Annotated in this window: 31 protein-coding genes and 1 other RNA gene; 18 read left to right on the top strand and 14 right to left on the bottom strand. The window is 66.5% G+C overall.

The features are described from left to right. Nucleotides 1-70: 70 nt before the first annotated feature. From rpmF to JL11_RS12150, 10 genes are all read left to right on the top strand, one after another. Nucleotides 71-253: a 50S ribosomal protein L32 gene (gene rpmF, locus JL11_RS12195; protein ID WP_054765894.1), complete on the top strand. Its 183-nt coding sequence runs from the start codon at nt 71-73 to the stop codon at nt 251-253. 287 nt (nt 254-540) lie between these two features. Next, nucleotides 541-975, top strand: a complete 435-nt coding sequence (locus JL11_RS12190) for a hypothetical protein (protein WP_227975928.1) — start codon at nt 541-543, stop codon at nt 973-975. A gap of 89 nt (nt 976-1,064) precedes the next feature. After that, complete coding sequence (gene eno, locus JL11_RS12185) at nt 1,065-2,342, top strand: phosphopyruvate hydratase (protein WP_054765892.1); 1,278 nt, start codon at nt 1,065-1,067, stop codon at nt 2,340-2,342. Nucleotides 2,343-2,480: 138 nt separating this feature from the next. Continuing rightward, a complete protein-coding gene (locus JL11_RS12180) occupies nt 2,481-2,780 on the top strand; it encodes an FtsB family cell division protein (protein WP_054765891.1) in 300 nt (99 codons plus the stop codon). Nucleotides 2,781-2,913: 133 nt separating this feature from the next. After that, a complete protein-coding gene (gene pdhA / locus JL11_RS12175) occupies nt 2,914-3,942 on the top strand; it encodes a pyruvate dehydrogenase (acetyl-transferring) E1 component subunit alpha (RefSeq protein ID WP_054765890.1) in 1,029 nt (342 codons plus the stop codon). A gap of 3 nt (nt 3,943-3,945) precedes the next feature. Continuing rightward, nucleotides 3,946-5,325, top strand: a complete 1,380-nt coding sequence (locus JL11_RS12170) for a pyruvate dehydrogenase complex E1 component subunit beta (protein WP_054765889.1) — start codon at nt 3,946-3,948, stop codon at nt 5,323-5,325. After that, complete coding sequence (locus tag JL11_RS12165; protein ID WP_054765888.1) at nt 5,322-6,635, top strand: pyruvate dehydrogenase complex dihydrolipoamide acetyltransferase; 1,314 nt, start codon at nt 5,322-5,324, stop codon at nt 6,633-6,635. The genes JL11_RS12170 and JL11_RS12165 overlap by 4 nt, the downstream gene beginning before the upstream one ends. A 13-nt stretch (nt 6,636-6,648) precedes the next feature. Then, on the top strand, nt 6,649-7,128 hold the full coding sequence (locus JL11_RS12160; protein ID WP_054765887.1) for a glutathione peroxidase: 480 nt from the start codon (nt 6,649-6,651) through the stop codon (nt 7,126-7,128). Nucleotides 7,129-7,130: 2 nt separating this feature from the next. Continuing rightward, entirely contained in the window at nt 7,131-8,537 is a 1,407-nt protein-coding gene (gene lpdA / locus JL11_RS12155) for a dihydrolipoyl dehydrogenase (protein ID WP_054765886.1), read from the top strand. A gap of 11 nt (nt 8,538-8,548) precedes the next feature. Continuing rightward, nucleotides 8,549-8,743: a hypothetical protein gene (locus JL11_RS12150; protein WP_054765885.1), complete on the top strand. Its 195-nt coding sequence runs from the start codon at nt 8,549-8,551 to the stop codon at nt 8,741-8,743. A gap of 3 nt (nt 8,744-8,746) precedes the next feature. Here JL11_RS12150 and JL11_RS12145 read toward each other — a convergent pair whose 3' ends face one another. From JL11_RS12145 to JL11_RS12135, 3 genes are all read right to left on the bottom strand, one after another. Next, nucleotides 8,747-8,929: a DUF3606 domain-containing protein gene (locus JL11_RS12145; protein WP_054765884.1), complete on the bottom strand. Its 183-nt coding sequence runs from the start codon at nt 8,927-8,929 to the stop codon at nt 8,747-8,749. An 80-nt stretch (nt 8,930-9,009) separates the two neighbouring features. After that, on the bottom strand, nt 9,010-10,101 hold the full coding sequence (locus JL11_RS12140) for a PLP-dependent cysteine synthase family protein (RefSeq protein WP_054765883.1): 1,092 nt from the start codon (nt 10,099-10,101) through the stop codon (nt 9,010-9,012). A 95-nt stretch (nt 10,102-10,196) separates the two neighbouring features. Further along, nucleotides 10,197-12,554: an ATP-dependent helicase gene (locus JL11_RS12135; protein ID WP_054765882.1), complete on the bottom strand. Its 2,358-nt coding sequence runs from the start codon at nt 12,552-12,554 to the stop codon at nt 10,197-10,199. A 146-nt stretch (nt 12,555-12,700) separates the two neighbouring features. On the opposite strand from JL11_RS12135, the gene JL11_RS17550 reads away from it, so the two are divergent. After that, entirely contained in the window at nt 12,701-12,928 is a 228-nt protein-coding gene (locus tag JL11_RS17550; RefSeq protein ID WP_152950337.1) for a hypothetical protein, read from the top strand. On the opposite strand, the gene JL11_RS12130 is transcribed toward JL11_RS17550, so the two are convergent. Together JL11_RS12130 and JL11_RS12125 are read right to left on the bottom strand one after the other, a co-directional pair. Next, nucleotides 12,909-13,628, bottom strand: coding sequence for an SIMPL domain-containing protein (locus JL11_RS12130; protein ID WP_054765881.1), 720 nt, complete (start codon nt 13,626-13,628; stop codon nt 12,909-12,911). The genes JL11_RS17550 and JL11_RS12130 overlap by 20 nt on opposite strands. 28 nt (nt 13,629-13,656) lie before the next feature. Continuing rightward, a complete protein-coding gene (locus JL11_RS12125) occupies nt 13,657-13,881 on the bottom strand; it encodes a ribbon-helix-helix domain-containing protein (RefSeq protein WP_054765880.1) in 225 nt (74 codons plus the stop codon). A 151-nt stretch (nt 13,882-14,032) separates the two neighbouring features. Here JL11_RS12125 and JL11_RS12120 point away from each other — a divergent pair, with 151 nt between their 5' ends. Further along, nucleotides 14,033-14,926: a DMT family transporter gene (locus JL11_RS12120; RefSeq protein ID WP_054765879.1), complete on the top strand. Its 894-nt coding sequence runs from the start codon at nt 14,033-14,035 to the stop codon at nt 14,924-14,926. A gap of 3 nt (nt 14,927-14,929) precedes the next feature. On the opposite strand, the gene JL11_RS12115 is transcribed toward JL11_RS12120, so the two are convergent. Together JL11_RS12115 and JL11_RS12110 are read right to left on the bottom strand one after the other, a co-directional pair. Next, nucleotides 14,930-15,118, bottom strand: a complete 189-nt coding sequence (locus JL11_RS12115) for a DUF4169 family protein (RefSeq protein ID WP_054765878.1) — start codon at nt 15,116-15,118, stop codon at nt 14,930-14,932. Nucleotides 15,119-15,120: 2 nt separating this feature from the next. Continuing rightward, nucleotides 15,121-16,356 carry a patatin-like phospholipase family protein gene (locus JL11_RS12110; RefSeq protein ID WP_054765877.1) on the bottom strand — a complete coding sequence of 412 codons (1,236 nt, stop codon included), beginning with the start codon at nt 16,354-16,356 and terminating at the stop codon, nt 15,121-15,123. Between the two features lie 142 nt (nt 16,357-16,498). Here JL11_RS12110 and JL11_RS12105 point away from each other — a divergent pair, with 142 nt between their 5' ends. After that, nucleotides 16,499-16,738: a DUF2171 domain-containing protein gene (locus tag JL11_RS12105; protein ID WP_054765876.1), complete on the top strand. Its 240-nt coding sequence runs from the start codon at nt 16,499-16,501 to the stop codon at nt 16,736-16,738. A gap of 89 nt (nt 16,739-16,827) precedes the next feature. Then, the gene (locus tag JL11_RS12100; protein ID WP_054765875.1) at nt 16,828-17,214 is read left to right on the top strand and encodes a YccF domain-containing protein; all 387 of its coding nucleotides are present in this window, start codon (nt 16,828-16,830) and stop codon (nt 17,212-17,214) included. A 2-nt stretch (nt 17,215-17,216) separates the two neighbouring features. Here JL11_RS12100 and JL11_RS12095 read toward each other — a convergent pair whose 3' ends face one another. Then, a complete protein-coding gene (locus JL11_RS12095) occupies nt 17,217-18,296 on the bottom strand; it encodes an alpha/beta hydrolase (RefSeq protein ID WP_054765874.1) in 1,080 nt (359 codons plus the stop codon). A 76-nt stretch (nt 18,297-18,372) separates the two neighbouring features. Continuing rightward, on the bottom strand, nt 18,373-19,764 hold the full coding sequence (gene fumC / locus JL11_RS12090; protein WP_054765873.1) for a class II fumarate hydratase: 1,392 nt from the start codon (nt 19,762-19,764) through the stop codon (nt 18,373-18,375). A gap of 81 nt (nt 19,765-19,845) precedes the next feature. On the opposite strand from fumC, the gene JL11_RS12085 reads away from it, so the two are divergent. After that, nucleotides 19,846-20,463: a peptidylprolyl isomerase gene (locus JL11_RS12085; RefSeq protein ID WP_082382700.1), complete on the top strand. Its 618-nt coding sequence runs from the start codon at nt 19,846-19,848 to the stop codon at nt 20,461-20,463. Beyond that, nucleotides 20,460-20,816 (top strand): RusA family crossover junction endodeoxyribonuclease, encoded by a 357-nt coding sequence (locus JL11_RS12080; protein ID WP_054765871.1) that lies wholly within the window; start codon nt 20,460-20,462, stop codon nt 20,814-20,816. Before JL11_RS12085 ends, JL11_RS12080 begins: the two co-directional genes overlap by 4 nt. On the opposite strand, the gene JL11_RS12075 is transcribed toward JL11_RS12080, so the two are convergent. From JL11_RS12075 to miaA, 4 genes are all read right to left on the bottom strand, one after another. Beyond that, nucleotides 20,785-21,549 carry a C13 family peptidase gene (locus tag JL11_RS12075; protein ID WP_054765870.1) on the bottom strand — a complete coding sequence of 255 codons (765 nt, stop codon included), beginning with the start codon at nt 21,547-21,549 and terminating at the stop codon, nt 20,785-20,787. The genes JL11_RS12080 and JL11_RS12075 overlap by 32 nt on opposite strands. A gap of 63 nt (nt 21,550-21,612) precedes the next feature. Beyond that, nucleotides 21,613-22,083, bottom strand: a complete 471-nt coding sequence (locus JL11_RS12070) for an SspB family protein (protein ID WP_054765869.1) — start codon at nt 22,081-22,083, stop codon at nt 21,613-21,615. Between the two features lie 89 nt (nt 22,084-22,172). After that, nucleotides 22,173-22,538, bottom strand: a transfer-messenger RNA (tmRNA) gene (ssrA, locus tag JL11_RS17265). Nucleotides 22,539-22,543: 5 nt separating this feature from the next. After that, nucleotides 22,544-23,425 carry a tRNA (adenosine(37)-N6)-dimethylallyltransferase MiaA gene (gene miaA / locus JL11_RS12065; RefSeq protein ID WP_370866399.1) on the bottom strand — a complete coding sequence of 294 codons (882 nt, stop codon included), beginning with the start codon at nt 23,423-23,425 and terminating at the stop codon, nt 22,544-22,546. 74 nt (nt 23,426-23,499) lie between these two features. Here miaA and JL11_RS12060 point away from each other — a divergent pair, with 74 nt between their 5' ends. Further along, the gene (locus JL11_RS12060; protein WP_054766958.1) at nt 23,500-24,573 is read left to right on the top strand and encodes an Mrp/NBP35 family ATP-binding protein; all 1,074 of its coding nucleotides are present in this window, start codon (nt 23,500-23,502) and stop codon (nt 24,571-24,573) included. A gap of 75 nt (nt 24,574-24,648) precedes the next feature. Beyond that, entirely contained in the window at nt 24,649-25,746 is a 1,098-nt protein-coding gene (locus tag JL11_RS12055) for an NADH:flavin oxidoreductase (RefSeq protein ID WP_054765868.1), read from the top strand. A 34-nt stretch (nt 25,747-25,780) separates the two neighbouring features. Here the strand turns inward: JL11_RS12055 and JL11_RS12050 are convergent, their stop codons facing one another. Further along, the gene (locus JL11_RS12050) at nt 25,781-26,101 is read right to left on the bottom strand and encodes a YbjQ family protein (RefSeq protein ID WP_054765867.1); all 321 of its coding nucleotides are present in this window, start codon (nt 26,099-26,101) and stop codon (nt 25,781-25,783) included. Nucleotides 26,102-26,110: the final 9 nt, after the last annotated feature.

Below are 26,110 nucleotides of genomic sequence, written 5' to 3'. Positions count from 1 at the left end.
GCCGCTATTGTTTTCGCGCCAGACAGGCTTCGGCTCTGGGCGGCGCCCGACTTAGAAGATTGAGACGGACATGGCCGTTCCGAAGCGCAAAGTATCCCCCTCGCGTCGCAACATGCGCCGCGCCCACGACGCCCTGACCTCGAACGTCTATGTCGAGGACAAGGACACCGGCGAGCTGAAGCGCCCGCACCACATCGACCTGAAGACCGGCACCTATCGCGGCCGTCAGGTTCTGACGCCGAAGGAAGACTAGTCTTTTCCTCCCGGCCCGGTCGCCGACCGGACAAAGAGATTTACGGCGCGCGGTGATCCGCGCGCCGTTTTCGTGCGTTCATGGCGGCGAAGCTTGTTCGGGAGACTTCGTCGATGATCCGTTTCGCCGCCGTCAGCGCTGTCGCTTTTTTGACTCTCTCCGCCTGTGAACGTCGAGAGGAACCAGCGCCGAAGCCCGCCGCGCCGGCCTCGACGCCTCAGGCCGCTCCAGCGCCCGCGGATCCTAACGCCCTGACCAGCGAGGGCCTGGGCCCCGCGCGGATCGGCATGACACGCGCCCAGCTGGTTCAGGTCTGGGGCGAGGATTCGCAGCCCAATGCGGTCGGCGGCCCCGATCCCGAGACCTGCGACGAGTTCCATCCCACGAAGGCGCCCGCGGATGTGAGGGTCATGATTCAGAACGGCGTCCTGACCCGGATCACCGCCGCCCGTGAGGCGACGGTCAAGACCGACCGCGGCTTCGGCCTCGGCGACGACGGCATGGCGATCAAACAGGCCTATGGCGGCGCCGTCTTCGCCCAGCCGCACAAATATGAGCCGGCTCCTGCGGAGGATCTGTTCGTCTGGTCGCGCGGCGGCTCCACCGCCTATGTCGTCGATCCTGCGGCGCGCGGCCTTCGCTATGAGGTCGGCGCCGACGGCAAGGTGAAAGCGATCCATGCGGGCGATCCGTCGATACAGCTGGTCGAGGGCTGTTCCTGACGGCAAGGGGCGCGGCAGCCATTGGCGATTCGCAGGGAGACGGCTAAACCCCTCGGACCTGTTTTTCGCCTGAGCCAAAGAGCCGAGCCATGACCGACATCGCCGACATCGTCGCCCGCCAGATTCTCGACAGCCGGGGCAATCCGACGGTGGAAGTGGATGTGATCCTGGATGACGGCTCTTTCGGCCGCGCCGCCGTGCCCTCGGGTGCCTCGACCGGCGCCCACGAGGCCGTCGAACTGCGCGACGGCGACAAGGATATGTGGGGCGGCAAGGGCGTGCAGAAGGCGGTCGACGCCGTCAACGGCGAGATCTTTGACGCCCTGTCCGGCATGGACGCCGAGGATCAGCGTCGGATCGACGAGGCGATGATCGAGCTGGACGGCACGCCGAACAAGGGCCGTCTGGGCGCCAACGCCATCCTGGGCGTGTCACTCGCCGCCGCCAAGGCCAGCGCCATCTCGGCCGGCTTGCCGCTGCATCGCTACATCGGCGGCGTCTCTGCCCGCGTCCTGCCCACGCCGATGATGAACATCATCAACGGCGGCGCCCACGCCGACAATCCGATCGACATCCAGGAATTCATGATCCTGCCGACCGGCGCCGAGACCTTCACCGACGCCCTGCGCATGGGTACGGAGATCTTCCACGCCCTGAAGAAGCAGCTGAAGGACGCCGGTCATAACACCAACGTCGGGGACGAAGGCGGCTTTGCGCCGAATCTGGCCTCGGCCGAGGAAGCCCTGAGCTTCATCACCAAGGCGGGGCAGGCGGCCGGCTATCTGGCCGGCGAAGACTTCCACCTGGGTCTGGACGTCGCCTCGACCGAGTTCTTCAAGGACGGCAAATATGTGATGGCGGGCGAGGGCAAGACCGTCGACGCCGAGGGCATGGCCGCCTATCTGGTCGATCTGTGCGAGCGGTTCCCGATCGTCTCGATCGAGGACGGCATGGCCGAGGACGATTTCGACGGCTGGCGCCTGCTGACCGAACGTCTGGGCGACCGGGTCCAGCTGGTCGGCGACGATCTGTTCGTGACCAATCCCGCGCGTCTGGCCGCCGGCATCGGCGAGGGCTTGGCCAACTCCATCCTGATCAAGGTCAACCAGATCGGCACCCTGTCGGAGACCCTGGACGCCGTCGATATGGCCCACCGCGCTGGCTATACCGCCGTGATGAGCCACCGATCGGGCGAGACCGAGGATTCGACCATCGCCGACCTGGCCGTGGCCACCAACTGCGGACAGATCAAGACCGGCTCGCTGGCCCGCTCCGATCGGGTGGCCAAATACAATCAACTGCTGCGCCTGGAGGAGATGCTGGGTGACCAGGCCGTCTATTTCGGCGACGGCATGCTCCTGCGCTAAGCCACGAATTGTCGGCGAAGAATCGGCATTCTTCGCCGACTTTCTTAAGGCTAAGCTACTTTTCGTTAGGCATTTTCGGGCACAGTTAACGAACTGTGTCTCTCGCGCTCAGAAGGAGCGTCTGTCTTGCCCGAACGGATGAAGCCGTACCGCCTGTCCATCGTCCTTTTGCTCCTGCTCGCCTATCTTGGGGTGCAGGCCCTGACGGGCGAGCGCGGCCTGCTGAGCGGATCGTCGCGGGACGCCCTGCTGGGGCAGCGCGAGGCGCAGCTCGCCCATCTGACGGAACAACGGCGCGATCTGGAAACCCGCGTGCGCTATCTGCGCAGCGACAGCCTGTCCAAGGATCTGCTGGAGGAGCGGGCCCGCGCGGTTCTCGGGTTTTCGGACCCGCGCGACTATGTGATTGCCGTTCAGGCGCAATCCGTTCAGGGGTGAAAATCCTCCCCACTTGAACTATTGTTACAGCTTGGCCCGCCCCCCTTTGCGTTTCGGGAACGAAGGCTGCTAAAGCCCCCTTCCGTAACGATAAGAAGGCGTCGCTCCCCGGCGCCTAGCCGGGAGATGCCGGATGGCGAAAGCCCCAGCCAAAGCCGCTCAGACCACTGCGCCTGACAAACTGCCGAACACGCCTTCGGCCTCCAAGGAGGACCTCCTCCGCTATTACCGTGAGATGGTGCTCATCCGCCGCTTCGAGGAGCGGGCGGGCCAGCTTTACGGCATGGGTCTGATCGGGGGGTTCTGCCACCTGTACATCGGCCAGGAAGCCGTGGCCGTGGGCGTTCAGGAGAGCGTCAAACAGGGCCATGACAAGATCATCACCGGCTACCGCGACCACGGCCATATGCTGGCCGCCGGCATGGATCCGAAGGAAGTCATGGCCGAACTGACCGGCCGCATCGGCGGCTCGTCCAAGGGCAAGGGCGGCTCGATGCACATGTTCGACGTGCCGACCGGCTTCTACGGCGGCCACGGCATCGTCGGCGCCCAGGTGGCGCTGGGCACGGGCCTGGCCTTTGCGGGCAAGTACCGCGGCGACGATTCGGTGGCCTTCGTCTATTTCGGCGACGGCGCCTCGAACCAGGGTCAGGTGTACGAAAGCTTCAACATGGCCCAGCTGTGGAAGTTGCCGGCCATCTACATCATCGAGAACAATCAGTACGCCATGGGCACGAGCATCGAACGCTCGTCCTCCACGACCCAGCTCAGCCAGCGCGGCGCCAGCTTCGGCATTCCCGGCGAACAGGTCGACGGCATGGATGTTCTGGCCGTCCGTGACGCGGTCAAGAAGGCGGTCGAGCGCGCCCGCGCCGGCGAAGGTCCCTACATCCTTGAGGTCAAGACCTACCGCTATCGCGGCCACTCCATGTCCGATCCGGCCAAGTACCGGACCAAGGAAGAGGTGGACGAGGTCAAGAAGACCCGCGATCCCATCGATCACGTCAAGACCCTGCTGGCCGCCGCCAATGCGACCGAGGACGAGCTGAAGGCCATCGACAACGAGATCAAGGCCATCGTCGCAGAGGCCGTTCAATTCGCCCAAGAAAGCCCGGAACCCGATCCGTCCGAGCTCTATACCGACGTCTACGTGGAGGCCTGATCCGTGACCGACATCCTCATGCCGGCGCTGTCCCCCACGATGGAAGAGGGCACGCTGACCAAATGGCACATCAAGGCGGGCGACACCGTGTCGGCCGGCCAGGTGATCGCCGAGATCGAAACCGACAAGGCCACGATGGAAGTCGAGGCCGTGGATGAAGGCGAAGTGCTGGAGATCCTGGTCGCCGAAGGCTCGGAGAATGTGAAGGTCAATACGCCGATCGCGCGTCTGGCCGGCGAAGACGGCGCGGCGGCGCCCGCCCCGAAGGCGGAGTCCGACAAGGCCCAGGCCGATGCGCCCAAGGCGACCGCCGAGGGCAAGACCGGCGATCCCGAAAAGGCCCCGACCCAGACCTCGACCCCCAAGGTCGAGCTGCGCGATCCGGAAATCCCGGCCGACGCCAAGCTGGTGAAGACCACCATCCGCGACGCCCTGCGCGACGCCATGGCCGAGGAAATGCGCCGCGACGACAAGGTCTTCCTGATCGGCGAGGAAGTCGCCCAGTATCAGGGCGCCTACAAGGTCAGCCGCGAACTGCTGCAGGAGTTCGGCGACCAGCGCGTCGTCGACACCCCGATCACCGAGCACGGCTTCGCCGGTCTGGGCGTCGGCGCCGCCATGGCGGGTCTGAAGCCGATCGTCGAGTTCATGACGTTCAACTTCGCCATGCAGGCGATCGACCACATCATCAACTCGGCCGCCAAGACCCTGTATATGTCGGGCGGTCAGATCCGCGCCCCCATCGTCTTCCGCGGCCCGAACGGCGCGGCCTCGCGCGTCGGCGCCCAGCACAGCCAGGACTATTCGGCCTGGTACGCCCAGGTTCCTGGCCTGAAGGTCATCGCCCCCTATGACGCGGCTGACGCCAAGGGCCTGCTGAAGGCCGCGATCCGCGACCCGAATCCGGTCGTCTTCCTTGAGCACGAGATGATGTACGGCCTCGAGTTCGACGTGCCCGAGGTCGAGGATTATGTCGTCCCCATCGGCAAGGCCAAGGTCCGTCGCGAAGGCAAGGACGTGACCATCACGGCGCACAGCCGCATGGTCGGCTTCGCCCTCCAGGCCGCCGAGAAGCTGGCCGAGGAAGGCGTCGAGTGCGAGGTCGTGGACCTGCGCACCCTGCGCCCGCTGGATCACGAGACCATCGTCGAGAGCGTCAAGAAGACCAGCCGCCTGGTTTCGGCCGAAGAGGGCTGGGGTCCGATGGGTGTCGGCGCCGAGGTCGTGGCCCGCGTCATCGAACACGCCTTTGACTATCTGGACGCCCCGCCGTTGCGGGTGCACCAGGAGGACGTGCCTCTGCCCTACGCCGCCAATCTGGAAGCCCTGTCGCTGCCGGGCGTGGACAAGATCATCGCAGCCGTGAAGCAGGTGATGGCATGACCGACATCCTGATGCCGGCCCTGTCTCCGACGATGGAAGAGGGCGTCCTGGCCAAGTGGCACGTCAAGGTCGGCGACGTCGTCTCCGCCGGGGACGTGATCGCCGAGATCGAAACCGACAAGGCCACGATGGAAGTCGAGGCCGTTGACGAGGGCGAGATCACCGACATCCTGGTCGCTGAAGGCACGGAAGGGGTGAAGGTCAATACGCCCATCGCCCGCCTGAAGGACGAGGGCGGCGCGGCGGCCCCGAAGGCCGACAAGCCCGCCGGCCCGCCGACGAGCGACAAACCGGCCCCGGCCGGCCATGAAAGCGGACAGGCCGTGGCCACGCCCGAAGGCGTGAAGTCCGCCGAGGCCGTTCTGCCGCCTAAGAGCACACCGGCGCCGAAGTCCGAAAGCGGCCAGCGCATCTTCGCCTCGCCCCTGGCGCGTCGGATCGCGGCTCAGAACGGCGTCGATCTGAAGTCGGTCAAGGGCACCGGTCCGCACGGGCGCATCGTGCGTCGCGATGTGGAAGCCGCCGGCAAGGGATCTGTCCAGCCCGCCGCCGCCGCTTCGACGGCCGCAGCCGCCGAGCCCCGCAAGGCCCTGTCCCTGGCCCAGATGGGTATTCCGGACGGCAGCTACGACCTGATCCCGCTGGACGGGATGAAGAAGGCCGTGGCGCGCCGGATGGTGGAGAGCGTGCAGAACGTGCCGCACTTCCCCCTGTTCATCGACTGCGAGATCGACCAGCTGATGGCCGTCCGCGCCAAGGTGAACAAGATGCTGGAGCCGCAGGGCATCAAGGTCTCGGTCAACGACTTCGTCATCAAGGCCACCGCCTTGGCCCTGAAGATGGTGCCGGAGGCGAACGCCTCCTACACCCCCGAAGGCATCGCCATGCACCACAACGCCGACATCTCCATGGCGGTGGCGATCGACGGCGGCCTGATCACCCCGATCATCAGGAAGGCCGAGACCAAGGGTCTGGCGCAGATCGCGACCGAGTCCAAGGACCTGGCCAAGCGCGCCCGCGACCGCAAGCTGAAGCCCGAAGAATTCCAGGGCGGCACCTTTTCGGTGTCCAACCTGGGCATGTTCGGCATCAAACAGTTCACCTCGATCATCAACGAGCCCCAGGGCTGTATCATGAGCGTGGGCGCGGGCGAGCAGCGGGCCGTGGTCAAGAACGGCCAGGTGGTTCCGGCCACGGTCATGACCGTGACCCTGACCTGCGATCACCGCGTGGTGGACGGCGCGACCGGCGCCCGCTTCCTGCAGGCGTTCAAGCCGCTTATCGAAGATCCCGTCGCGATGCTGGCGTGAGGGGGAGGAAGTCATGACCTCGGTCTATGACTTCTCCGCCCGCGCCATCGACGGCGCCGAGGTGTCGCTGGACCGTTTCCGCGGTCAGGCGCTGCTGATCGTCAATACCGCGTCCAAATGCGGCTTCACCGGCCAATACGAGGGTCTGGAGAAGCTGCATCGGGATTTCGCCGATGCGCCGTTCGAGGTGCTGGGCTTTCCCTGCAACCAGTTCGGCAATCAGGAGCCGGGCAGGGCGGCGGAGATCGCCGCCTTCTGCGCCACCAGCTTCGACGTCAGCTTCCCTTTGTTCGACAAGGTGGAGGTCAACGGGCCGAACCGGCATCCGCTCTATGCCTGGCTGACGCAGCAGAAGCGGGGCTTCCTCGGCTCCCAATCCATCAAGTGGAACTTCACCAAGTTCCTGACCGACCGCGAGGGCAGGGTGGTCGCCCGCTACGCCCCGCAGACTGAACCTGAGGCCATCAAGGCCGACATCGAGAAGTTGATCTGATCATGGCTGCTGAATTCGATCTCGTCGTCATCGGCTCGGGCCCCGGCGGTTACGTCGCGGCCATCCGCGCCAGCCAGCTGGGCCTGAAGGTCGCCATCGTCGAGCGCGAGAACCTGGGCGGCATCTGCCTGAACTGGGGCTGTATCCCGACCAAGGCCCTGCTGAAGTCGGGCGAGAAGTTCGAGAGCCTGAGCCATCTGAAGGAATACGGCCTGTCGGCGTCCGGCGCGTCGTTCGACTTCGACGCCATCATCCAGCGCTCGCGCGGCGTCGCGGCGACGATGAACAAGGGCGTCGCCTTCCTGATGAAGAAGAACAAGATCGAGGTGATCGAGGGTTCGGCCAAGCTGGAGAAGGGCGCTGCGGCGCCCAAGGTCGTGATCGCCCTGAAGGCCGGCGGATCGCGCACGGTCGAGGCCAAGTCGGTGATGCTGGCGGTCGGCGCGCGGGCGCGCGCCCTGCCGCAGATCGGTCTGGAGGCCGACGGCGACAAGATCTGGGCCTATCGCGACGCCTTGGCGCCGAAGAAGCTGCCCAAGACCTTCGTGGTGATCGGCTCGGGCGCCATCGGCATCGAGTTCGCCAGCTTCTATCGCGCCCTGGGCTGTGAGGTGACGGTCGTGGAGGCGGTCGAGCGCATCATGCCGGTCGAGGACGAGGAGGTCTCCAAGGCCGCCCAGAAATCGTTCGAGAAGCGCGGCGTCAAGTTCAAGGTCGGGGCCAAGGTGACCAAGGTCTCCAAGACCGGCGCGGGCGTGAAGGTGGACATCGAAGTCGGCGGCAAGGCCGAGGCCCTAGAGGCCGAGGTCTGCATCTCGGCCGTGGGCATCACCGCCAACACCGACGGCATCGGCCTGGAGGCCCTGGGCGTCGAGCTGGACCGCGGCCATATCAAGACCGACAGCCACTGCCAGACCAACGTCAAGGGCCTGTTCGCCATCGGCGACTGCGCCGGCGCGCCCTGGCTGGCGCACAAGGCCAGCCACGAAGGCATTCACGCCGCCGAATATATCGCCGGTTACAAGACTCCCAATGTCGTCTCGCCCATCGCCGGCTGCACCTACGCCCAGCCGCAGGTCGCTTCGGTCGGCGTCACCGAACAGGCCGCCCGCGCCGAGAAGCGCGAGGTCAAGATCGGCCGCTTCCCGTTCCGCGTGAACGGCAAGGCCGTCGCCGCCGGCGAGATCGACGGCTTCGTCAAGGTGATCTTCGACGCCAAGACCGGCGCCCTGATCGGCGCCCATATGATCGGCCACGAAGTCACCGAGATGATCCAGGGCTATGTCACCGCCATCACCATGGAGGCGACGGAAGAGGACATCCACGGCATCGTCTATCCGCACCCGACCATGTCGGAAGCCATGCACGAGGCGGCGCTGGACGCCTATGGGCGGGTGCTGCACATCTGATGGAGAGGTCCATGTTCGCCAAGGTCACCGAGACAAACGGCGTGGTTCACTGGATCAACCTGAACCACGTCCGCGAATTGATCGTGAAGGACGGCAAACATGGTCAGCCGACTCTGACGGAGGTCAGCATCGATAACCAGTTTGTGGCCAAGGTGTTTCGCGTCAGGGAAACGCCCGAGATGATCCTGACGCAGGCCAGGGACTGAGGCTCAGCGCTTCTTCCCCAGCTCCGCCGCGATGTCCTTGGTCATGCGGCCGACCTTGCGGTGGGCGGCGGTGATCTGATCCTTGGTCACGCCCCAGCGCTTCATCCGGTATTCGACCGACTGACGCTCGGTCAGGTCGATGCGGTCCTTGTCGATGAAGCCGCGCTTGTCCTTGAGGCCCGCCATGGTCGGCTCCTGTAGAGGTTCGGACCGTTTGCGGCCTCTCGGCTCTTCTTAGTCCTGTTCATCCCGACAAGACAGGCGGTTCAGGCCTCGGGCAGGACGCCGGTTTCGAAGAAGGCGTCCAGGCGGGCCTCCCAGGGCGCTGTGTCCAGGCCCTGGGAGGAGATCCAGGCGTCGTCGAAATAGGTCGAGGCGTAGCGGTCGCCGTGGTCGCACAGGATCGAGACGATCGAACCGCATTCGCCCGCCTGCGCCATCTCCTGAGCGAGTTCGACACAGGCCCACAGGTTGGTGCCGGTCGATCCGCCGCAGGGGCGGCCCAGACGCCGGCTGAGGACGCGGGTGGCGGCGATGGAGGCGACGTCGGGGACGACGATCATCCGATCCACCACGCTGGGGATGAAGGAGGGCTCGACCCGCGCTCGGCCGATGCCCTCGATCAGGGACGGGCGATCGGCGCTGCTCTGGACCGCCGCGTCGGCCCAGTGACGGTGAAAGACCGAGGCTTCCGGGTCGGCGACGCAGATCCGGGTGTCGTGGCGATTGAACCGGGCGAACCGGCCGATGGTCGCCGAGGTGCCGCCGGTGCCGGCGCCGCACACGATCCAGCGCGGGACGGGGCAGGGCTCGCGTCGCATCTGGGCGAAGATGGACTCGGCGATATTGTTGTTGCCGCGCCAGTCTGTCGCTCGTTCGGCATAGGTGAACTGGTCCATGTAGTGGCCGCCCAGTTCGTCGGCGAGCCGCTGGCTCTCGGCGTAGGCCTCGCCGGGCACGTCCACGAAATGGCAGCGTCCGCCGTAGAATTCGATGGCGGCGATCTTCTCCTGGGCGGTGGAGCGCGGCACCACGGCGATGAAGGGCAGGTTCAGCATCCGGGCGAAATAGGCCTCGGACACGGCGGTCGAGCCGCTGGACGCCTCGATGATGGTCATGCCCTCGCCGATCCAGCCGTTGCTGAGGGCGTAGAGGAACAGCGACCGCGCCAGACGGTGCTTCAGGCTGCCGGTCGGGTGGCTGGATTCGTCCTTCAGATACAGGGCGATGTCCGACAGGGCCGGCATGTCCACCGGGATCAGATGGGTGTCGGCCGAGCGGTTGTAGTCCGCCTCGATCCGCCGCATGGCCCAGCTCAACCAGGCGCGATCAACGGTGGGACGGGCAGGGGCGGACATGGCGGACTCGGTCGCAGACAGGAAGGCGATGGCTTAGGCCAAAGCTTGGCCGACGGCAAAGGCGGATGATCGCCGCCACGCCGACGTCGCTCCGTTCAGTCCGCCTTCTCCACGAAACTGTCGATCACCCGTTTCTCGCCCGCCTTTTCGAAATCGACCAGCAGCTTGTTGCCCTCTATGACGCGGACGTGGCCGTAGCCGAACTTCTGGTGGAAGACGCGCTGGCCGCGCGCCCATCCTGAGCTGGACTTCGGGTCCGCCGTGGCGATCAGGCGGCCGTCGCCCTCGATCACGGCCTTGCGCGCGGGGATGCGGTTCGGCGTCTGTGCGGCGGTGAAGCTTTGGGCCCGTTTCCAACCGGGGGAGGAATAGCCGCTGCCGAAGCTGGGCGCGTCGTCCCAGCGGCTCTTGGCCTCCTTCATGCCGGTCGAGGCGCCGTAGTAGCCGGTGTCGGATTGGGGATCGACGTGGGCGATGGGCAGTTCGTCGACGAAGCGGCTGGGCAGTTGCGAGGTCCAGCGGCCATAGACCAGGCGGTTGGCGGCGAAGGAGATGCGGGCGTCCTGTTTGGCGCGGGTGACGCCGACATAGGCCAGGCGGCGTTCCTCCTCGAGGCCCTTCTCGCCCTTTTCGTCGATGCTGCGCTGGCTGGGGAAGACGCCTTCCTCCCAGCCGGGCAGGAAGACCAGCGGGAACTCAAGTCCCTTGGCGCCGTGCAGGGTCATGATCTGGACCGCCCCGTCGCCGTGCGGGTCCTCGGCCGTCGCCCGTTCCAGGTCCATGACCAGGGAGACATGCTCCAGATAGGCCTGCAGCGTCTCGAACTGCTGCATGGACTGGGTCAGTTCCTTCAGGTTCTCCAGCCGCGTCTGGCCGCTGGTGCGGTCGGCCTTCTGCATCTCGGTGTAGCCGCTCTCCTCCAGCACCGTCTCCATGACCTGCCAGTGAGGCGTGGTCTCGGCCAGGGCGCGCCAGCGGTCCAGGTCGCGCACGAAGTTGGACAGGGCGGTGCGGGTGCGGGCCTGAAGCTCGTCGGTGTTGATCAGGCCTCGCACGGCCGTCAGGGCGGACAGGTCGTGCTGGCGGGCGATCTGCAGGATCTTCTGGACGCTGGTGTCGCCGATGCCGCGCTTGGGGACGTTGACGATCCGCTCGAAGGCCAGGTCGTCGTCCTCGGACTGGATCAGGCGCAGATAGGCGTGGGCGTCGCGGATTTCGGCGCGTTCGAAGAAGCGGGGGCCGCCGATGACCTGGTAGGGGATGGCCAGCATGACCAGCCGCTCCTCGAAGGCGCGCATCTGGAAGGAGGCGCGGACCAGTATGGCCATGTCCTTGTATTTCAGCCCCGGCTTGCCGGCGTGGGGGCGACGCGCGGTCTCGATCTCATCGGCGATCAGACGGGCCTCGGCCTCGCCGTCCCAGACGCCGCGCACCCGCACCTTGTCGCCGCTGTCGTCCTCGGTCCACAGGGTCTTGCCCAGACGGTCGCGGTTGGCCGCGATCAGGCCCGAGGCGGCGCCCAGGATATGGCTGGTCGAGCGATAGTTGCGCTCCAGCTTGACGATCTTGGCGCCGGGGAAGTCGCGCTCGAAGCGCAGGATGTTGTCCACCTCGGCCCCGCGCCAGCCGTAGATCGACTGGTCGTCGTCGCCGACGCAGCAGACATTGCCGGTCGAGGCCGTCAGCAGCCGCAGCCACAGATACTGGGCGACGTTGGTGTCCTGATATTCGTCGACCAGAATGTAGCGGAAGCGTCGCCGGTATTCCTCGGCCAGGTCCGCGTGCTTGGACAGGATGGTGATGTTGTGCAGCAGCAGATCGCCGAAGTCGCAGGCGTTCAGGGTGCGCAGGCGGGCCTGATAGGCGGCGTAAAGACCCTGGCCCTTGCCGTTGGCGAAGTCTTCGCCGGGCGGCAGTTTGTCGGGCGTCCAGCCGCGGTTCTTCCAGTGGTCGATCAGGCCGGCCAGGGATTTGGGCGTCCAGCGCTTGGTGTCGATATTGGCGGCTTCCAGCAGCTGTTTCAGCAGCCGCTCCTGGTCGTCGGTGTCCAGGATGGTGAAGCTGGACTTCAGCCCGACCAGTTCGGCGTGGCGGCGCAGGATCTGGGCGGCGATGGAGTGGAAGGTGCCCAGCCAGCGCAGGCCTTCGGCGGAGGGGCCGATCAGATGGGTGATCCGTTCGCGCATTTCGCGCGCGGCCTTGTTGGTGAAGGTGACGGCCAGAAGCTCCCACGGGCGGGCGCGGCCGGTGGCCAGGATGTGGGCCAGTCGCGTCGTCAGCACCCGCGTCTTGCCCGTGCCGGCGCCCGCCAGGACCAGGACCGGGCCTTCCGTCGTCTCGACCGCCTCGCGCTGCTCGGGGTTCAGTCCAGACAGATAGTCGCGCGCCTCTCCCTCCTGCGGCGCACGCGCGCGGGCCAGGTCTGAAATACGGGGGGCGGGAAGATCGGTCACAGGCGGCAAGCGGTCCGGGCGGTCAGAATCGAAGAAGGGAACATAAGGGGACCAGACGGCGATGTCAGGACCGGTCCGGAAATGAACTGCGGAACCGGTTCCGCCGAGGCTCTGTTCCCCTGACGATGCAACGGAAGGCGCAGAGGATGACCCGACCATCGGACCGAAGACCTGGACAGGACGGAGGCGGTTGGCGGGCTTTCGTCCTCGGCATGGTCGGCATGTTCGCCGTTATCGCCGTGTGGGTCGCCCTGGTCGAATCGACGGGTGAGCGGGAGGTCGACGAGCGGCGACCCACCGAACGGCCCGCGTCCGAGATCGTCCAGCTGGGCGAGGTACAGGCGCCGGACGGGCCTATTTCAGACTATAGGTGATGGTGGTCACGACCCGGACCTTCTTGTCGATGGAGCCGGATTCGTCGCCGCCCGCGCCGTCGCGCGGCAGGATTTCGAAGGAGCCCTGGGTCGCCTGGCGAATGGGGCCGAGCGGCGTGCCCGAGTCCTTGGCGAACTGTTCGGCGCCGGTGCGCGCCGCCGCCGTGCCTTCGGCGATCATCTCGGGCCGGACGGCGTTCAGCTTGGTGAAGATGTAGGAGGGGCCCTGGAAATCCTGAAGCACCACGCCCTGACGGACCAGGTCGTTGAGGGCGCGGGTGGTGGCCTGGACCCGGGCGACGTCGCCGGTGCGGACGATGACGGTCTGGGCCAGGATGAAGCGAGGGCCGCCGTTCTGGACTCCGTATTCCCGAGACCGCGTGTCGGCCACCTCCAGCCGTCCCAGATCGACGGCCTCGGCCGGATAGCCCTGGGACTTCAGGAACTGGCGGACCAGGGCCAGGTCGCCGTCGATCCGTGCCTGGACTTCGGACAGAACCTCGCCCGAGGCGGTGAAGCGCAGCGGCAGGACCGCCAGATCCGCCTTCACCTCGCGCTCCGACAGGCCGCGCACGGTCACGGTGCGGTCGCCGGCGCGGGCGTGGACCACGCCCTGGCCGATCAGAGCGCCGGCGCCGATCAGGCCCAGGGCGACCAGGCCGCCGAAGACGGCGGCGGGGATCAGGCGCGGGGTGTCCATAGGGAAGGCTCCTTGTCGGCGGCCGATTTTACATCTCCACCCCGTGTTCCGCCACCCAGCTGAGCGCCAGCAATCGACAGGCGGAGGCGAGCGGGCGCCGGCCCCGACCCGCGTCGATGTCGGCCAGCAGTTGCGCCTTGGAGAGGCTGCGGCGGGCCGCGATCCGGTCCAGTACGGCCCAGAACTCCGGTTCCAGCGCCACCGAGGTGGCGTGGCCCGCGAGCACGACCGAACGCTTCCGCAGGCCGCTCACTGCGCAGGTCCCCTGAAGCGTCCGGGCGAGGGACGGCGAGTACTGCACATGGCGGGTTTTCTCCTGGAATTGACGTCACACACGGGCGCAAGACGTGAACGGCGCCGGAAGGGCGGGGATGGTATTCCGGCGCCGTCAGCCGGAGTCTTGCATGAGTCGCCCCGTCACCGTCCTAGCCATCCTCGTCTGCGCCCTCATCTGGGGCACGACCTGGTTCGCCATCACCCTGCAGCTGGGCGTGGTTGATCCGATCGTCTCGATCGTCTGGCGTTTCGGTCTGGCGGCTGTCGTCCTGTTCGGCTTCTGCGCCCTGACGCGGCGGCCGCTCAGGCTGAGTCGCGTCCAGCATCTGGCCGCCGTGGGGCAGGGGGCCTTCGTCTTCGCGGTCAGCTACGGCTTCGTCTATGCGGCCGAGGAGCGGGTGGCCTCGGCCGTGGTGGCGGTCATTTTTGCGGCCCTGGCCTTCGTGAACCTCGTCATGTTCCGGCTGGTGGAGCGACAGAAGGCGTCCGCCGGCGCCTGGCAGGGGGCGGTGCTGGGGATTTGCGGTGTCGCGGTCCTGTCGTTTGGCCAACTGGCGGGAACGGGGGCTTCCGCCGGATCGGCGCCGGGGCTGGGCATTGTGCTGGCCCTCGTCGCGGTGCTCGCCTCCGCCTTGGGCAACTGGTTTGCCTGGCGCGGTCAGCAGGCCGGAGCCCCGGTCATGGCCGCCACAGCCTGGGCCATGGCCTATGGCACGGCCATGTTGGCTGCTTACGGGCTTGCAACCGGAGTGGAGTGGCGGGTCGAGGCGACACCCGCCTATGTTCTGTCCCTGCTGCACCTGTCGCTTTTCGGATCGGTCATCGCCTTCGGCCTGTACTTCACCCTGGCGAAACAGAGGGGGTTCGCCCTCGCCAGCTATATCTCGGCCCTGACCCCGCCGATCGCCGTCATCATGTCCGTTCTGTTCGAGGGGGCGGAGGTCGGCGTGACCATGCTGGTCGGGCTGGCCCTTGTGCTGGCGGGCCAGGTCTTGCTGATCCGGGCGCCCAAGGCGGCTTAAGGCTCAGTCCTCCGTCGGCGTCTCGCGCTTCTGAGCGTCCAGGCGACGGTCCGCTCGCTCCTGCTCGGTCCGGGCGGCCTGTTTCTCGGCCTTGGAGCGTCCGTGGACGACGCGGTTTGCCGCCGCGCGGGTCTTGTCTTCGGACTTCGCGCGGGCCTTGCGCACCCGGTTCAGGTTGATGATTTCGGCCATGGTCAGTTCTGTTTTTCGGGTCTGTCGGCCTCGTGGGGTCTCAGTGGCTCGGGGACCTCGTCGGCGGGCAGGGCCTTGGCGGGAAGGAAGCCAGGCGAAGGGTCCGGCCGATCCAGGCGGGTCCAGGCCTCGGCGGACCGACCCTGCCGGCGCCCCAGTTCGAACAGGGCGGTCATGGTTTTCTGGTCGAACTCCAGGCTGGAAGCCTCGACATTATCGGGAATGGCGGACAGGGACAGGCTCATCCCGTTGCGCCGGGCGAAGGCGGCGGTGGTCGCCAGATGGGTGCGAAGCGAAGCCTTGCTCATGCTGTCGTAGCTGCGCATCAGGATTGCGGTCAGCCGACCGGGCGTGACCCCTTCGTTGCGGCCGACCTGGCCGTTGACCACGACATAGAGGGCGCCGCCGCCGGGCTCGTCCTGCGGCCGCGTCCACAGGGCCAGGGGCTCGGGGATGGCGAGGAAGGGGGTGTTGACCCCGCCGTCGGCGTGCATTTCCATCACCACGGTCTGGTCCGGCTGAAGACCGGCGATCAGCACGGGCGGAAAGACGCCCGGGATGCTGGCGGACGCCACCAGCACCTCCTTGAACAGGGCGCGCGAATTCTCGTCGTTCTGGCTGGCCAGCAGGCCCATGTCCCAGATGACCGTCTCCTCGCTGTCCAGATTGGTTGTGGCGACCAGCAGGCGGCGGCCCTTGGCGTGTTCGCGGGCGATGGCCGCCAGGAGGTCGGGGGTGACGTTCTCGTCGACGAGAGTCCGGAGCGCCGAGGCGCTGTAGAGGCTGGGGTAGAGGAAGAAGGCCAGGCTGCGCCAGCTCAACAGACTGCTGGCGCCCCCGTCCGTATAGGCGTGGCCCAGCTGGGCGTCCCATGCCGAACCGGCGAAGGCGAAGGGGGCGGCCAAGGCGCCCGTGCTGACGCCGGTGACGATGTCGAAGACCGGCCGGTCGCCCCGCTCGGTCCAGCCGACCAGCACGCCTGCGCCATAGGCGCCGTTGGCCCCGCCGCCGGACAGGGCTAGGATCGACAGATCATGTTTCTGAGCCAGGCGCTGGCCCACTTCTTCGGTGAAGGCCTCGAGGCGCACGGCGTCGTTCGTGCGGATCCGCGGATCCTGAGCCGGGATCAGGGCGCCATCGGCCAGGCGCAGCGGCCCTTCCGGCCGCTGCAGGGTGCCGCAGGCGGCGACGGACCAGGCCATTATCATCGCCAGCAGCGTCGAACAGGCGCGTTTCATATGTATCTCGACGATCCGTGAAGGAGCCGGCGGCGGGCTCAGGTCCTGCCTCGCCCCCTATACAGCAGCAAGCGCTGCGGTTTGAAACCCGCTCGTGGCGTGTCCGTTTCATGGGACCAACCTTAAAACCCGGAGAACCCTCATGGTCGACGCCTCGCTCATCAAAGAACATCTCGAAGTCGTCGGATCGGACGGCGGTCATGTCGGCCGCGTGGATCATGTTCTGGGAGACCAGATCGAACTGGCCAAGCTGGACCTCGCCGGTGGGTTCAAACATCACCTGATCCCGGTCAGCTGGGTGGAACGGGTGGATGACAAGCATGTCCACCTGAACCTGACCCAGGACGAGGCCAAGGCGCGCTGGTCCGAGAAGCCGCACTAGGGTCCGGGTTTCGGTGAATTAATGAAGGCCCTGCTGTCGTCGGCGGGGCCTTCGTTCTATCTGGAGGACATTGTTCTCGGAGAGATGCGATGATCCGTCTGATCCTGAATATCCTGTGGTTGGTCTTCGGCGGCTGGCTGTCGGGGCTGCTGTGGCTGCTGGGCGGCGCGATCCTGGCCCTGACCGTGGTGGGCCTGCCCTGGACCTTCGCCGCCTGGCGGATCGCCAGCTATTCCTTCTGGCCCTTCGGACGCGAGATCGTCTGGCAGGACGCCCATCCGGTGGCGGGCTGTCTGGGTCTGGTGCTGAACATCGTCTGGTTCGTCGTGGCGGGCTGGTACATCGCCCTGTCGCACCTGGTTATTGCGGTGGCCGAGTTCGTGTCGATCATCGGCATTCCCTTCGCCCTGAAGGATCTGGAACTGGCCAAGCTGGCGCTGGCTCCGGTGGGACGAACGATCCGCGACAAGCCTTAGGTTTATGTGGGTGGTGCGTCGGGGCGAGTCGGTTCGGGCGGTCGGGCCGGCTTGACGCCGGTCTCCGCGACGATCCGCCAGGACCGCTGGCGTTCGACAAAGATCCGGTTGGGGATGTCGTCCAGGGGTGTGTCCGCCAGCACCGCCGAGATGTCGTCGTTCATCGCCTGGCTCCGCACATAATAGCTGTGCTCGATGAAGGGATCGGCCGATCCCGCGACCACGCGGCAATCGACCAGGGCGACCTTCTTGGGGATCAGATCCACTAGGCGAGGGCCGTCGGAGCCGAGGCGGTCCGGATTGGCCTTGGTCTTGTCCGAGACGGTCAGGCCCTTGTCGTTGGGATTATAATAGACGGTCACCTGTCGCCCGATGCGGGGCAGCAGCCGAAGCTTCGTGTCGTGCTCGAAGGCGTCGTCGTCCTCGTCCGGGGCGGCCAGAAGGATCTGGTCGAACAGACGGGTCAGTCCATCCCGATCTTTGGCGATCAGGGCCTGCAAAGCCTGGCGCAGCACATAGGCGCCCATGCTGTGGGTCAGCAGATGCACGCGCCGCTGACAGTAGTCGGCTTCGTTCAGCGCCAGGACGAAGTCCCTGAACTTCAGGAACGCCCGCGCGACCGACGGCCCTGACGCCCGCGCATCCTCCCGGTCGCTGTAGTAGGACATCCAGGGCACGGCCGACCCATCCGAAGGCCAGCTGAAGACGACGACATTCAGCGGATGCCCGCCGATGTTTAGTCCCTGAGCCAGCAGGGCCGCGCTCTGCAGGGCGCCGGTGAAACTGACGTTGAAGCCGTGGATGAAGACCAGGGTGTCGCACTTCCTGCCTTGGGCCATGGAGGCGCGCAGATCCTCCATCAACATGCCGCCGCCTGTTTTGATCACGTCGGTCTGGTTCAGGACATCGGGATAGACGTGCAGGTCCTGCAGGACCGGTCGTTGGGGATCGGACTTGAAATCGGCATAGCCGAACCGCAGGGCGGCGACGCCGTCGGGATTGAAGGTACGGCCGAAAACCTGTCGCTTGTTGGCGGGCTGATAGTTGCGGTTGGTGGTGAAGAATACCCGGACCTCGGTCATCGCCGCCTCCAAATGACGACGGCCCGAGGGCTGATCCCTCGGGCCGCGCCTTGGTTGCAAGTTTAACAGCCGGACGTCAGCCGGGCGAGATCATCTTTTCAGGTCGCACCGCCTCGTCGAACTCGGCGTCGGTCAGATAGCCGCCGCCCACGGCCTCCTCGCGCAGGGTGGTGCCGTTCTTGTGCGCGGTCTTGGCGATCTTGGCGCAGAGGTCATAGCCCAGCTTGCCGTTCAGGGCCGTGACCAGCATCAGCGAGTTGTTCAGGCCGCGGGTGATGTTGTCCTCGCGAGCCTCGATGCCGACGACGCAGTTGTCGGTGAAGCTGATCGCCGCATCGGCCAGCAGGCGGACCGACTGCAGGAAGTTGTAGGCCATGACCGGGTTGTAGACGTTCAGCTCGAAATGGCCTTGCGAGCCGGCGAAGGTCAGGGCGGCGTTGTTGCCGAACACCTGGACGCAGACCTGGGTCAGGGCTTCGCACTGGGTCGGATTGACCTTGCCGGGCATGATCGACGAGCCCGGCTCGTTCTCCGGCAGGGCCAGTTCGCCCAGGCCCGAGCGGGGGCCGGAGCCGAGGAAGCGGATGTCGTTGGCGATCTTGAACAGCGAGGCGGCGACCGTGTTGATCGCGCCGTGGCTGAAGACCATGGCGTCGTGGGCGGCCAGGGCCTCGAACTTGTTCGGGGCGGTGGTGAAGGGCAGGCCGGTGATCTGGGCGATCTGGGCGGCGACCTTCTCGGCGAAACCGACGGGGGCGTTCAGGCCGGTGCCCACGGCGGTGCCGCCCTGGGCCAGCTCCATCAGCTTGGGCAGGGTCTGTTCGATCCGCTCGATGCCGTTGGCGACCTGCTGGGCGTATCCGCCGAACTCCTGGCCCAGGGTCAGGGGGGTGGCGTCCTGGGTGTGGGTGCGGCCGATCTTGATGATGTGGGCCCAGGCCTTGGCCTTGGCGTCCAGGGCGGCGTGCAGATGCTTCAGCGCCGGGAGCAGATCGCTGACCACCTGTTCGGCGCAGGCCACGTGCATGGCCGTCGGATAGGTGTCGTTCGACGACTGGCTCATATTGACGTGGTCGTTGGGGTGGACCGGCTTCTTGGAGCCCATCTCGCCGCCCAGGATTTCGATGGCGCGGTTCGAGATCACCTCATTGGCGTTCATGTTCGACTGGGTGCCCGAACCCGTCTGCCAGACGACCAGGGGGAAGTGGTCGTTCAGCTTGCCCTCGATGACTTCATTGGCGGCCTGGATGATGGCGTCGGCCAGGGCGGGGTCGAGCTTGCCCAGGTCGCGGTTGGTCTCGGCGGCGGCGCGCTTGACGATGCCCAGGGCGCGCACGACCGGCAGGGGTTGCTTCTCCCAGCCGATCTTGAAATTGCCCAGCGACCGTTGCGCCTGGGCCCCCCAGTAGCGATCGGCGGCGACCTCGATGGGGCCGAAGGTGTCGGTTTCAGTGCGGACGTTGCTCATGCGCGGACAAGGCTCTCAGGCGTGGCGATTGTATGCGCGGCGGTGTAGCACGAGAGAAGAGCAGGGCAAGGCGAGGCGGCCATGGGACCAAAGCATATTCTAACGGCGACTCTGCTGATGCTGGCGGGATGCGCCGGACTTCCCGCTGAAGAGCCTCGACCGCGCGTCGCCCTGGACACGACGGCCGGGCGAATCGTTCTGGCCCTTGACGCCGAAGCGGCGCCGATCAGCACCTGCAACTTCATCAGCTACGTCGTCTTCGGCGACTATGACAACGGGTCCTTCTTCCGCACCGTGGTGCGCGAGACCAATACGGCCAACCCGAACCCGATCGACGTCATCCAGGCGGCGACGCCGCGGGGGAGCGACGACGACGCCCGTCCGCCCATTCCGCTGGAGCGGACTCGGGACACAGGACTGCGTCATCTCGCGGGGACCGTGTCCATGGCGCGCGACGGCCCGGACAGCGCGACGTCCAGCTTCTTCATTGTGACCCAGGACACCCCCAGTCTGGATTTCGGCGGCGCCCGCAATCCGGATGGCCAGGGATTCGCCGCCTTCGGCCGGGTGATCGAGGGATTGGATGTGGCGCGCCGCATCCAGAAGATGCCCGCGAACGCGCAAGAGCAGCTGACGCCGCCGGTCGTCATCCGTTCCGCCCGTTTGCTGGACGCCGCGCCGTCCGTCTGCACCCGATGACCGTCGGCTGGATCGGAACCGGCAAGGTGCGGGCCCGCGAGGACGGCGAGGCGGTCGAGATCGTCATCGACGGCCTGACCACTCAGGCCAAATACTACAAGCCGCTGGTCTATGAGTTCATGCGCAAGGAGTGGGCGTCGCGGCCGTCCTGGGGCGATCATGTGGTCGAAATCCGCATGGAACATGTCGGCGAACCCCCGTGGATGGACCTCGACAACCTGGCCAAGGCCCTGCTCGACTCGATCAAGGGCTATCTGTTCCACGACGACAGCCAGGTGGCCCGTCTTCTCGTGGAGCGGCGGGAAGGCGAGCGCGAGCGGATTACGATCCGATCCTATCCTCGTAGGGCCTGAACCGCAGCGTCGGCAAAAGCAGTTGCATGTTCGCGCCGATCGCCGTTTGAGGCTCTGAGGCCGGAGAGAGCCCCTCCGCCTGTTCGCGCGCGGCGACGCAAGACGTGGCGGCGCGGGACAGGGCGATGAAATCCGGCGCGGTTTTCAGGCCGTCCAGCACGCATTCATCAAAATAGGGATAGAGGGCGTCGGCGGCGCAGCCGAATGAGGAGCGATCGCGCCGGGCGGCGGTCATGACCATGCGGTTCGGTCCCTTCAGGCCGTCGACGAAGACGCCCGAGAAACAGGCGGACAGCACCACGACCGTCGGACGATCGCCGCAGGTTTGACGCAAGACAGGGATCAGATCCTCTGGAGCCAGCGTCGCCTCCGGTCCGAAAACCAGGCCTTCGGGAGAGCCGTGGGAGGTGACGTAGAAGAGGCAGCCGCGCGTCGCCCGTTCAGCCGCCTCGGCAAACCGACGCAGGCTGTCCTCGGCCTCCACCGGCGCGGCGACGTCCGGACGCAGGCTCACGCTGACCATGGAGGCCGGATCGAAGCCGGCTCGCTGAAAGGCCTTGGACAGGTCGCGTTGGGCGTTGTCGAAGGCGGTGATCGCTCGGCCGTCGCTGTCGCGCCAGTCGGCGGCTATGACGGCGGAGGCCCAGCCGTCGAACCGGTTCTGCGCCTGGGCCGAACAGCCCAGGACGACCAGGCTGAACATTACGACCGCCGCCGTGGTCCACCGACCCATCGCACGTCCTCATCCACATCCCTTACACGGGAGCTTAGCGCCAGGACGGGGTGAGGGAAGGCGCTATTTCTTGCGGAACTGGTCCAGGGAAACGACCTTCGGACCGTCGGACGTCGGCGCCGGATCTTCCGGCGGCGTGGCGTCTTCCACATTCTCGACGATCTCGGGTTCTTCGAACTGCAGCAGGAACTGGACGCTGGGATCGTAGAAGCGGGTCACCGCCGTATAGGGCATGGCGAGGGTGCGAGGCACGCCGCCGAAGCGGAGCTTCACGGAAAAGCGGTCGGCCTCGACCTGAAGATCCTCATACTGGTGTTGCAACACCACCGTCATTTCATCGGGATATTTGGTCAGCATGTTCGCAGGAATGCTGACGCCGGCGGCCCGGGTCTTGAAGGTGATGTAGAAGTGATGCGCGCCGGGCAGACCTTCGGCGGCCACATGATCGAGCGCAGACCGGATCACGCCGCGCAAAGCCTCGTGCGCCAGCCGCTCGTACTGCATCTCATCGACCGGAGGGGTCTGGTCGGTCATCGTCACCTCGCAATTAAGCGCGACTGATAGCGGCGCAGGCGCGTGGGCGAAAGATGTGAATGAGGTAAAGACGCAGGATGTGCGGGATAAGCGCCGGGATTCTGTTGCCAGGCTCCCGACAGGCCCCGCCCAGGGATCTGAACCCCTAGGACTTAAGGTTCGAAATCACCCGAACCGCATTACGCGGCGAGAGCGACTTCTCCAGCGAAGTTATCGTTCGCAGTTAGAAAATGGCCCGATACGGTGGGCCAGGACGAGCGAAAGCAATCCTCTTTACACGTCCGTCGATGCTAGTCGGCCCCATACTGCCTCCGCCGATAACGCAGGGAGAAATGGTGGAGCCGCCGGGAATCGCACCCGGGTCCGGTCCGCTTATTACAGGCGCCTTTATCGCCATAGTCCGGCCGAAGCCGAACGACGCGAATATAGGCGTGGCCTGGGCGGTTTCCAAGCCCCGTCGTCAGGCGCCGGGGAGCCGAAGCCAGTCCGGCGTCTGGTTTCGGAACCAGGTCAGCTGCCGCTTTGCGTAGTTCCGTGTGGCCTGCTTCAGCGCAGCGACGGCCGGCTCGCGCTCAAGGTTGCCGGCGACATGGGCGGCGAGCTCGCGCACGCCCACCGCCTTGAAAGCCGGAAGGGCGGGTGAAAGATTGCGCGCGATGAGGCGTCGAACTTCGGACAGGGCCCCCGTTTCCACCATCGTATCCACGCGCCGGTCGCAGTTGGCGTAGAGGACCGCGCGATCCGGTTCGAGCACGAGGCCCGTCCATGAACCGGGCTCCAGAAGCGGGCGGGTCCGCGCCTTCCAGTCTGTCAGCGAGCGACCGCTGGCGGAATGGACGCTCATGGCCCGCACCAGGCGCTGGCGGTCGCCGACTTCTATGGATTGCGCGGCCTGGGGGTCGACGTCGGCGAGCCGGGCGCGAAACGCAGCCTCGCCTTGCGCCAGATAGTCCGCCTCGATCTGGTCGCGCACGGCGGCGGGGACCGGAGGAATGTCGGCCAGCCCACGGGTCAGGGCTGCGAAATAAAGGCCCGTGCCGCCGACGAGGACGGCGGGGCGATTCTCCGTCCGCAGTTCGTCCAGAATGGTCAGGGCGGCCCGGCTCCATTGTCCGACCGACCAGGCCTCAGCCGCGTCAGCGACGCCATAGAGTCGGTGGTCGGCCAGAGCTTCGTCCTCCGGCGAGGGGCGGGCGGTCAGGATGCGCAGGTCGGCGTAGAGTTGCTGGCTGTCCGCGTTGATGATGACCGCCCCGGTCTCGCGCGCCATCTTCAACGCCAGGGCGGATTTTCCCGAGGCGGTGGGGCCGGCGATCAGGGTGACTAACGGCGGCTTGGACAAATCGAGGCTCGCGGGCGGCATCCAGGGGCGATAGAACGCGCCCCTTATCGCCTGCAAGTCTTGTGGAGACCGTCTTGGTCGAACGTTCCGCCGTCATCGCCGCGCTCGACGCCGTCAAGGACCCGGTTTCGGGCCAGGGGCTCCATGCTTCGGGCCTGGTGCAGGGGCTGGTCGTGGCCGAGGATCGGGCGGGCTTCGCCCTGGAGGTGGACCGCAGTCTGGTCGCGACCTACGCCCCCGTCAGGGACGCGGCCGAGGCGGCGCTGAAGGCCATCCCCGGCATGAACCGGGTCTCGGTGATCCTGACGGCGGAGGCCAAGCCCGGGCTCGGCAAGCCCGCGCGCACCGCCGGCCTTTCGAAGGCCGCTGTGGATCAGGGACGCCCCAAGGCGCCGGTCCCTACGGACCGTCCGGCCCATGTCCGGCGCGTGCTGGCCGTCGCCAGCGGCAAGGGCGGGGTGGGCAAGTCCACCGTGGCCGTCAATCTGGCCGCAGCCCTGGCTGCACGGGGGCTGTCTGTCGGGATTCTGGACGCCGACGTCTATGGTCCCTCTCTGCCCACCATGCTGGGGATCAGCGGCCAGCCCGCCTATGAGGACGGCGCCATCGCGCCGCACCAGGCGCATGGACTGAAGGCCATGTCCGTCGGATTGCTGACCCGGATGGACGACGCCATGATTTGGCGTGGGCCCATGGCGTCCCAGGCCATCACCCAGATGTTGACCCAGACCCGATGGGGCGCGGCCGAGGCGCCGCTGGACGTGCTGGTGGTCGATCTGCCGCCGGGGACGGGCGATGTGCAACTGACCTTGATTCAGAAGACCCCGCTGGACGGCGCCGTCATCGTCTCCACGCCGCAGGAGGTGGCTCTGGCCGACGCCCGGCGGGCCCACACGCTGTTCCAGAAGGTGAATGTGCCGACCCTGGGTCTGATCGAGAATATGAGCGGCGCCGTCTTCGGACAGGGTGGCGCCAAGACCGAGGCGGAGCGCCTGTCTGTCCCCTTCCTGGGCGATCTGCCGTTGGAGGCCGCTCTGCGAGAGGGCGGAGATGCGGGGCGGCCGGTGGTCGTCTCGGATCCCGAAGGCGCGATCGCGGTGCGGTTCGCTGTGATTGCCGAGCAGGTGGCGGCTTCCTTGGGGCTGTAGAAACTTCAGGGCGTGGGGTTTTCAAACGCAACTCTATTCGCCACCTTCACCCTTGCCATTTCGCGAGGAGATCCGATGAGCGTCGACGCCCTGTTTCGCCCCTTTACGGTCAAGGGACTGACCCTGCCCAACCGCATCGTCATGGCGCCCATGACGCGGTCCTTTTCCCCGAACGGCATCCCGACGTCCGATGTGGCCGGCTATTACCGCCGCCGCGCCGAGGGCGGGGTGGGGTTGATCGTGACTGAGGGCACGGTGGTGGAGCGTCCCGCCGCCCGCAATGACGTCGATGTGCCCGTTTTCCACGGCGAGGCCCTGCCGCACTGGAAGACGGTGGTGGACGAGGTCCACGCCGCCGGAGGCCTGATCGCGCCACAGATCTGGCACGTCGGATCCGCGCGGGGCCAGGGCGCTGATTGGACGCCCCTGGGCAAGGTGGACAGTCCGTCGGGCCTGACGTTGCCGGGCAAGGCCAAGTATGAGCCTATGACCGAAGAAGACGTCGCCGACACCATCGCTGCGTTCGGTCGCTCTGCGCGCGCGGCGCGGGAGCTGGGCTTTGACGCCGTCGAGATTCACGGCGCCCACGGCTACCTGATCGACCAGTTCTTCTGGGCCGGGGTCAATCTGCGTGGGGACCGCTGGGGCGGGCCGACCATCGCCGAGCGGGCGCGCTTCGGCGCCGAGGTGGTCAAGGCGGTGCGCGAAGGCGTGGGCGACGACATCCCCGTCATCCTGCGCCTGTCGCAATGGAAGCAGCAGGACTTCGCCGCCCGGATCGCCGAGACGCCGGACCAGATGGCCGAATGGCTGACGCCCCTGTCGGATGCCGGGGTCGACGTCTTCCACTGCTCGCAGCGCCGCTTTTGGGAGCCGGAGTTCGAAGGGTCTGACCTGAACTTCGCCGGCTGGACCAAGAAGCTGATGAACAAGCCGACCATCACGGTCGGCTCGGTCGGGCTGGACGGCGAATTTATCGCGGCCTTCGGTGGAGAAGGCTCCAAACCCGCCTCGCTGGACGGTCTGGTGCGCCGGCTGGAGAAGGAGGAGTTCGATCTGGTGGCGGTCGGCCGCGCGCTGCTGGCCGATCCGCACTGGGTGCAGAAGATTCGGGACGGGCGCACCGAGGAACTGCGCAATTTCGAGCGCTCGGACCTGATGACCCTGTCCTGACCGGCTGCGTCGAGCCGGTCAGGTCTCAGTGAGGTCAGGCCGGCTCGACGATCACGGCGGTGCCGTAGCACAGCACCTCGGTCACGCCCGGCATGATCTCGGTGGCGTCATAGCGGACGGCCAGAATGGCGTTGGCGCCGTGGGCCTGGGCGTGTTTGACCAGTTCGTCATAGGCTTCCTGACGCCCCGCCTCGGCCAGTTTCACATAGGCGCCGACCCGGCCGCCCAGCATGGACTGGACGCCGCCGATGGCGTCGGAAATGGCGTTGCGGGATCGCACCGTAACGCCGCGCACCAGGCCGATGTGGCGGGTGACGCGAAAACCGGGCAGGTCATTGGTGGTGGCGACGTACATGAGGGGCTC

Source organism: Brevundimonas sp. DS20, assembly GCF_001310255.1.
Taxonomy (GTDB): Bacteria; Pseudomonadota; Alphaproteobacteria; order Caulobacterales; family Caulobacteraceae; genus Brevundimonas; species Brevundimonas aurantiaca.
The sequence above is the reverse complement of the archived record's forward strand: the minus strand, read 5'-3'. Positions and strand labels throughout refer to the sequence as shown.

Coding starts and splice junctions, on each gene's coding strand:
- rpmF (WP_054765894.1), top strand. CDS start 71: ATGGCCGTTCCGAAGCGCAAAGTATCCCCCTCGCGTCGCAACATGCGC.
- JL11_RS12190 (WP_227975928.1), top strand. CDS start 541: ATGACACGCGCCCAGCTGGTTCAGGTCTGGGGCGAGGATTCGCAGCCC.
- eno (WP_054765892.1), top strand. CDS start 1,065: ATGACCGACATCGCCGACATCGTCGCCCGCCAGATTCTCGACAGCCGG.
- JL11_RS12180 (WP_054765891.1), top strand. CDS start 2,481: ATGAAGCCGTACCGCCTGTCCATCGTCCTTTTGCTCCTGCTCGCCTAT.
- pdhA (WP_054765890.1), top strand. CDS start 2,914: ATGGCGAAAGCCCCAGCCAAAGCCGCTCAGACCACTGCGCCTGACAAA.
- JL11_RS12165 (WP_054765888.1), top strand. CDS start 5,322: ATGACCGACATCCTGATGCCGGCCCTGTCTCCGACGATGGAAGAGGGC.
- JL11_RS12160 (WP_054765887.1), top strand. CDS start 6,649: ATGACCTCGGTCTATGACTTCTCCGCCCGCGCCATCGACGGCGCCGAG.
- lpdA (WP_054765886.1), top strand. CDS start 7,131: ATGGCTGCTGAATTCGATCTCGTCGTCATCGGCTCGGGCCCCGGCGGT.
- JL11_RS12150 (WP_054765885.1), top strand. CDS start 8,549: ATGTTCGCCAAGGTCACCGAGACAAACGGCGTGGTTCACTGGATCAAC.
- JL11_RS12145 (WP_054765884.1), bottom strand. CDS start 8,929: ATGGCGGGCCTCAAGGACAAGCGCGGCTTCATCGACAAGGACCGCATC.
- JL11_RS12140 (WP_054765883.1), bottom strand. CDS start 10,101: ATGTCCGCCCCTGCCCGTCCCACCGTTGATCGCGCCTGGTTGAGCTGG.
- JL11_RS17550 (WP_152950337.1), top strand. CDS start 12,701: ATGACCCGACCATCGGACCGAAGACCTGGACAGGACGGAGGCGGTTGG.
- JL11_RS12130 (WP_054765881.1), bottom strand. CDS start 13,628: ATGGACACCCCGCGCCTGATCCCCGCCGCCGTCTTCGGCGGCCTGGTC.
- JL11_RS12120 (WP_054765879.1), top strand. CDS start 14,033: ATGAGTCGCCCCGTCACCGTCCTAGCCATCCTCGTCTGCGCCCTCATC.
- JL11_RS12115 (WP_054765878.1), bottom strand. CDS start 15,118: ATGGCCGAAATCATCAACCTGAACCGGGTGCGCAAGGCCCGCGCGAAG.
- JL11_RS12110 (WP_054765877.1), bottom strand. CDS start 16,356: ATGAAACGCGCCTGTTCGACGCTGCTGGCGATGATAATGGCCTGGTCC.
- JL11_RS12105 (WP_054765876.1), top strand. CDS start 16,499: ATGGTCGACGCCTCGCTCATCAAAGAACATCTCGAAGTCGTCGGATCG.
- JL11_RS12100 (WP_054765875.1), top strand. CDS start 16,828: ATGATCCGTCTGATCCTGAATATCCTGTGGTTGGTCTTCGGCGGCTGG.
- JL11_RS12095 (WP_054765874.1), bottom strand. CDS start 18,296: ATGACCGAGGTCCGGGTATTCTTCACCACCAACCGCAACTATCAGCCC.
- fumC (WP_054765873.1), bottom strand. CDS start 19,764: ATGAGCAACGTCCGCACTGAAACCGACACCTTCGGCCCCATCGAGGTC.
- JL11_RS12085 (WP_082382700.1), top strand. CDS start 19,846: ATGGGACCAAAGCATATTCTAACGGCGACTCTGCTGATGCTGGCGGGA.
- JL11_RS12080 (WP_054765871.1), top strand. CDS start 20,460: ATGACCGTCGGCTGGATCGGAACCGGCAAGGTGCGGGCCCGCGAGGAC.
- JL11_RS12075 (WP_054765870.1), bottom strand. CDS start 21,549: ATGGGTCGGTGGACCACGGCGGCGGTCGTAATGTTCAGCCTGGTCGTC.
- JL11_RS12070 (WP_054765869.1), bottom strand. CDS start 22,083: ATGACCGACCAGACCCCTCCGGTCGATGAGATGCAGTACGAGCGGCTG.
- JL11_RS12055 (WP_054765868.1), top strand. CDS start 24,649: ATGAGCGTCGACGCCCTGTTTCGCCCCTTTACGGTCAAGGGACTGACC.
- JL11_RS12050 (WP_054765867.1), bottom strand. CDS start 26,101: ATGTACGTCGCCACCACCAATGACCTGCCCGGTTTTCGCGTCACCCGC.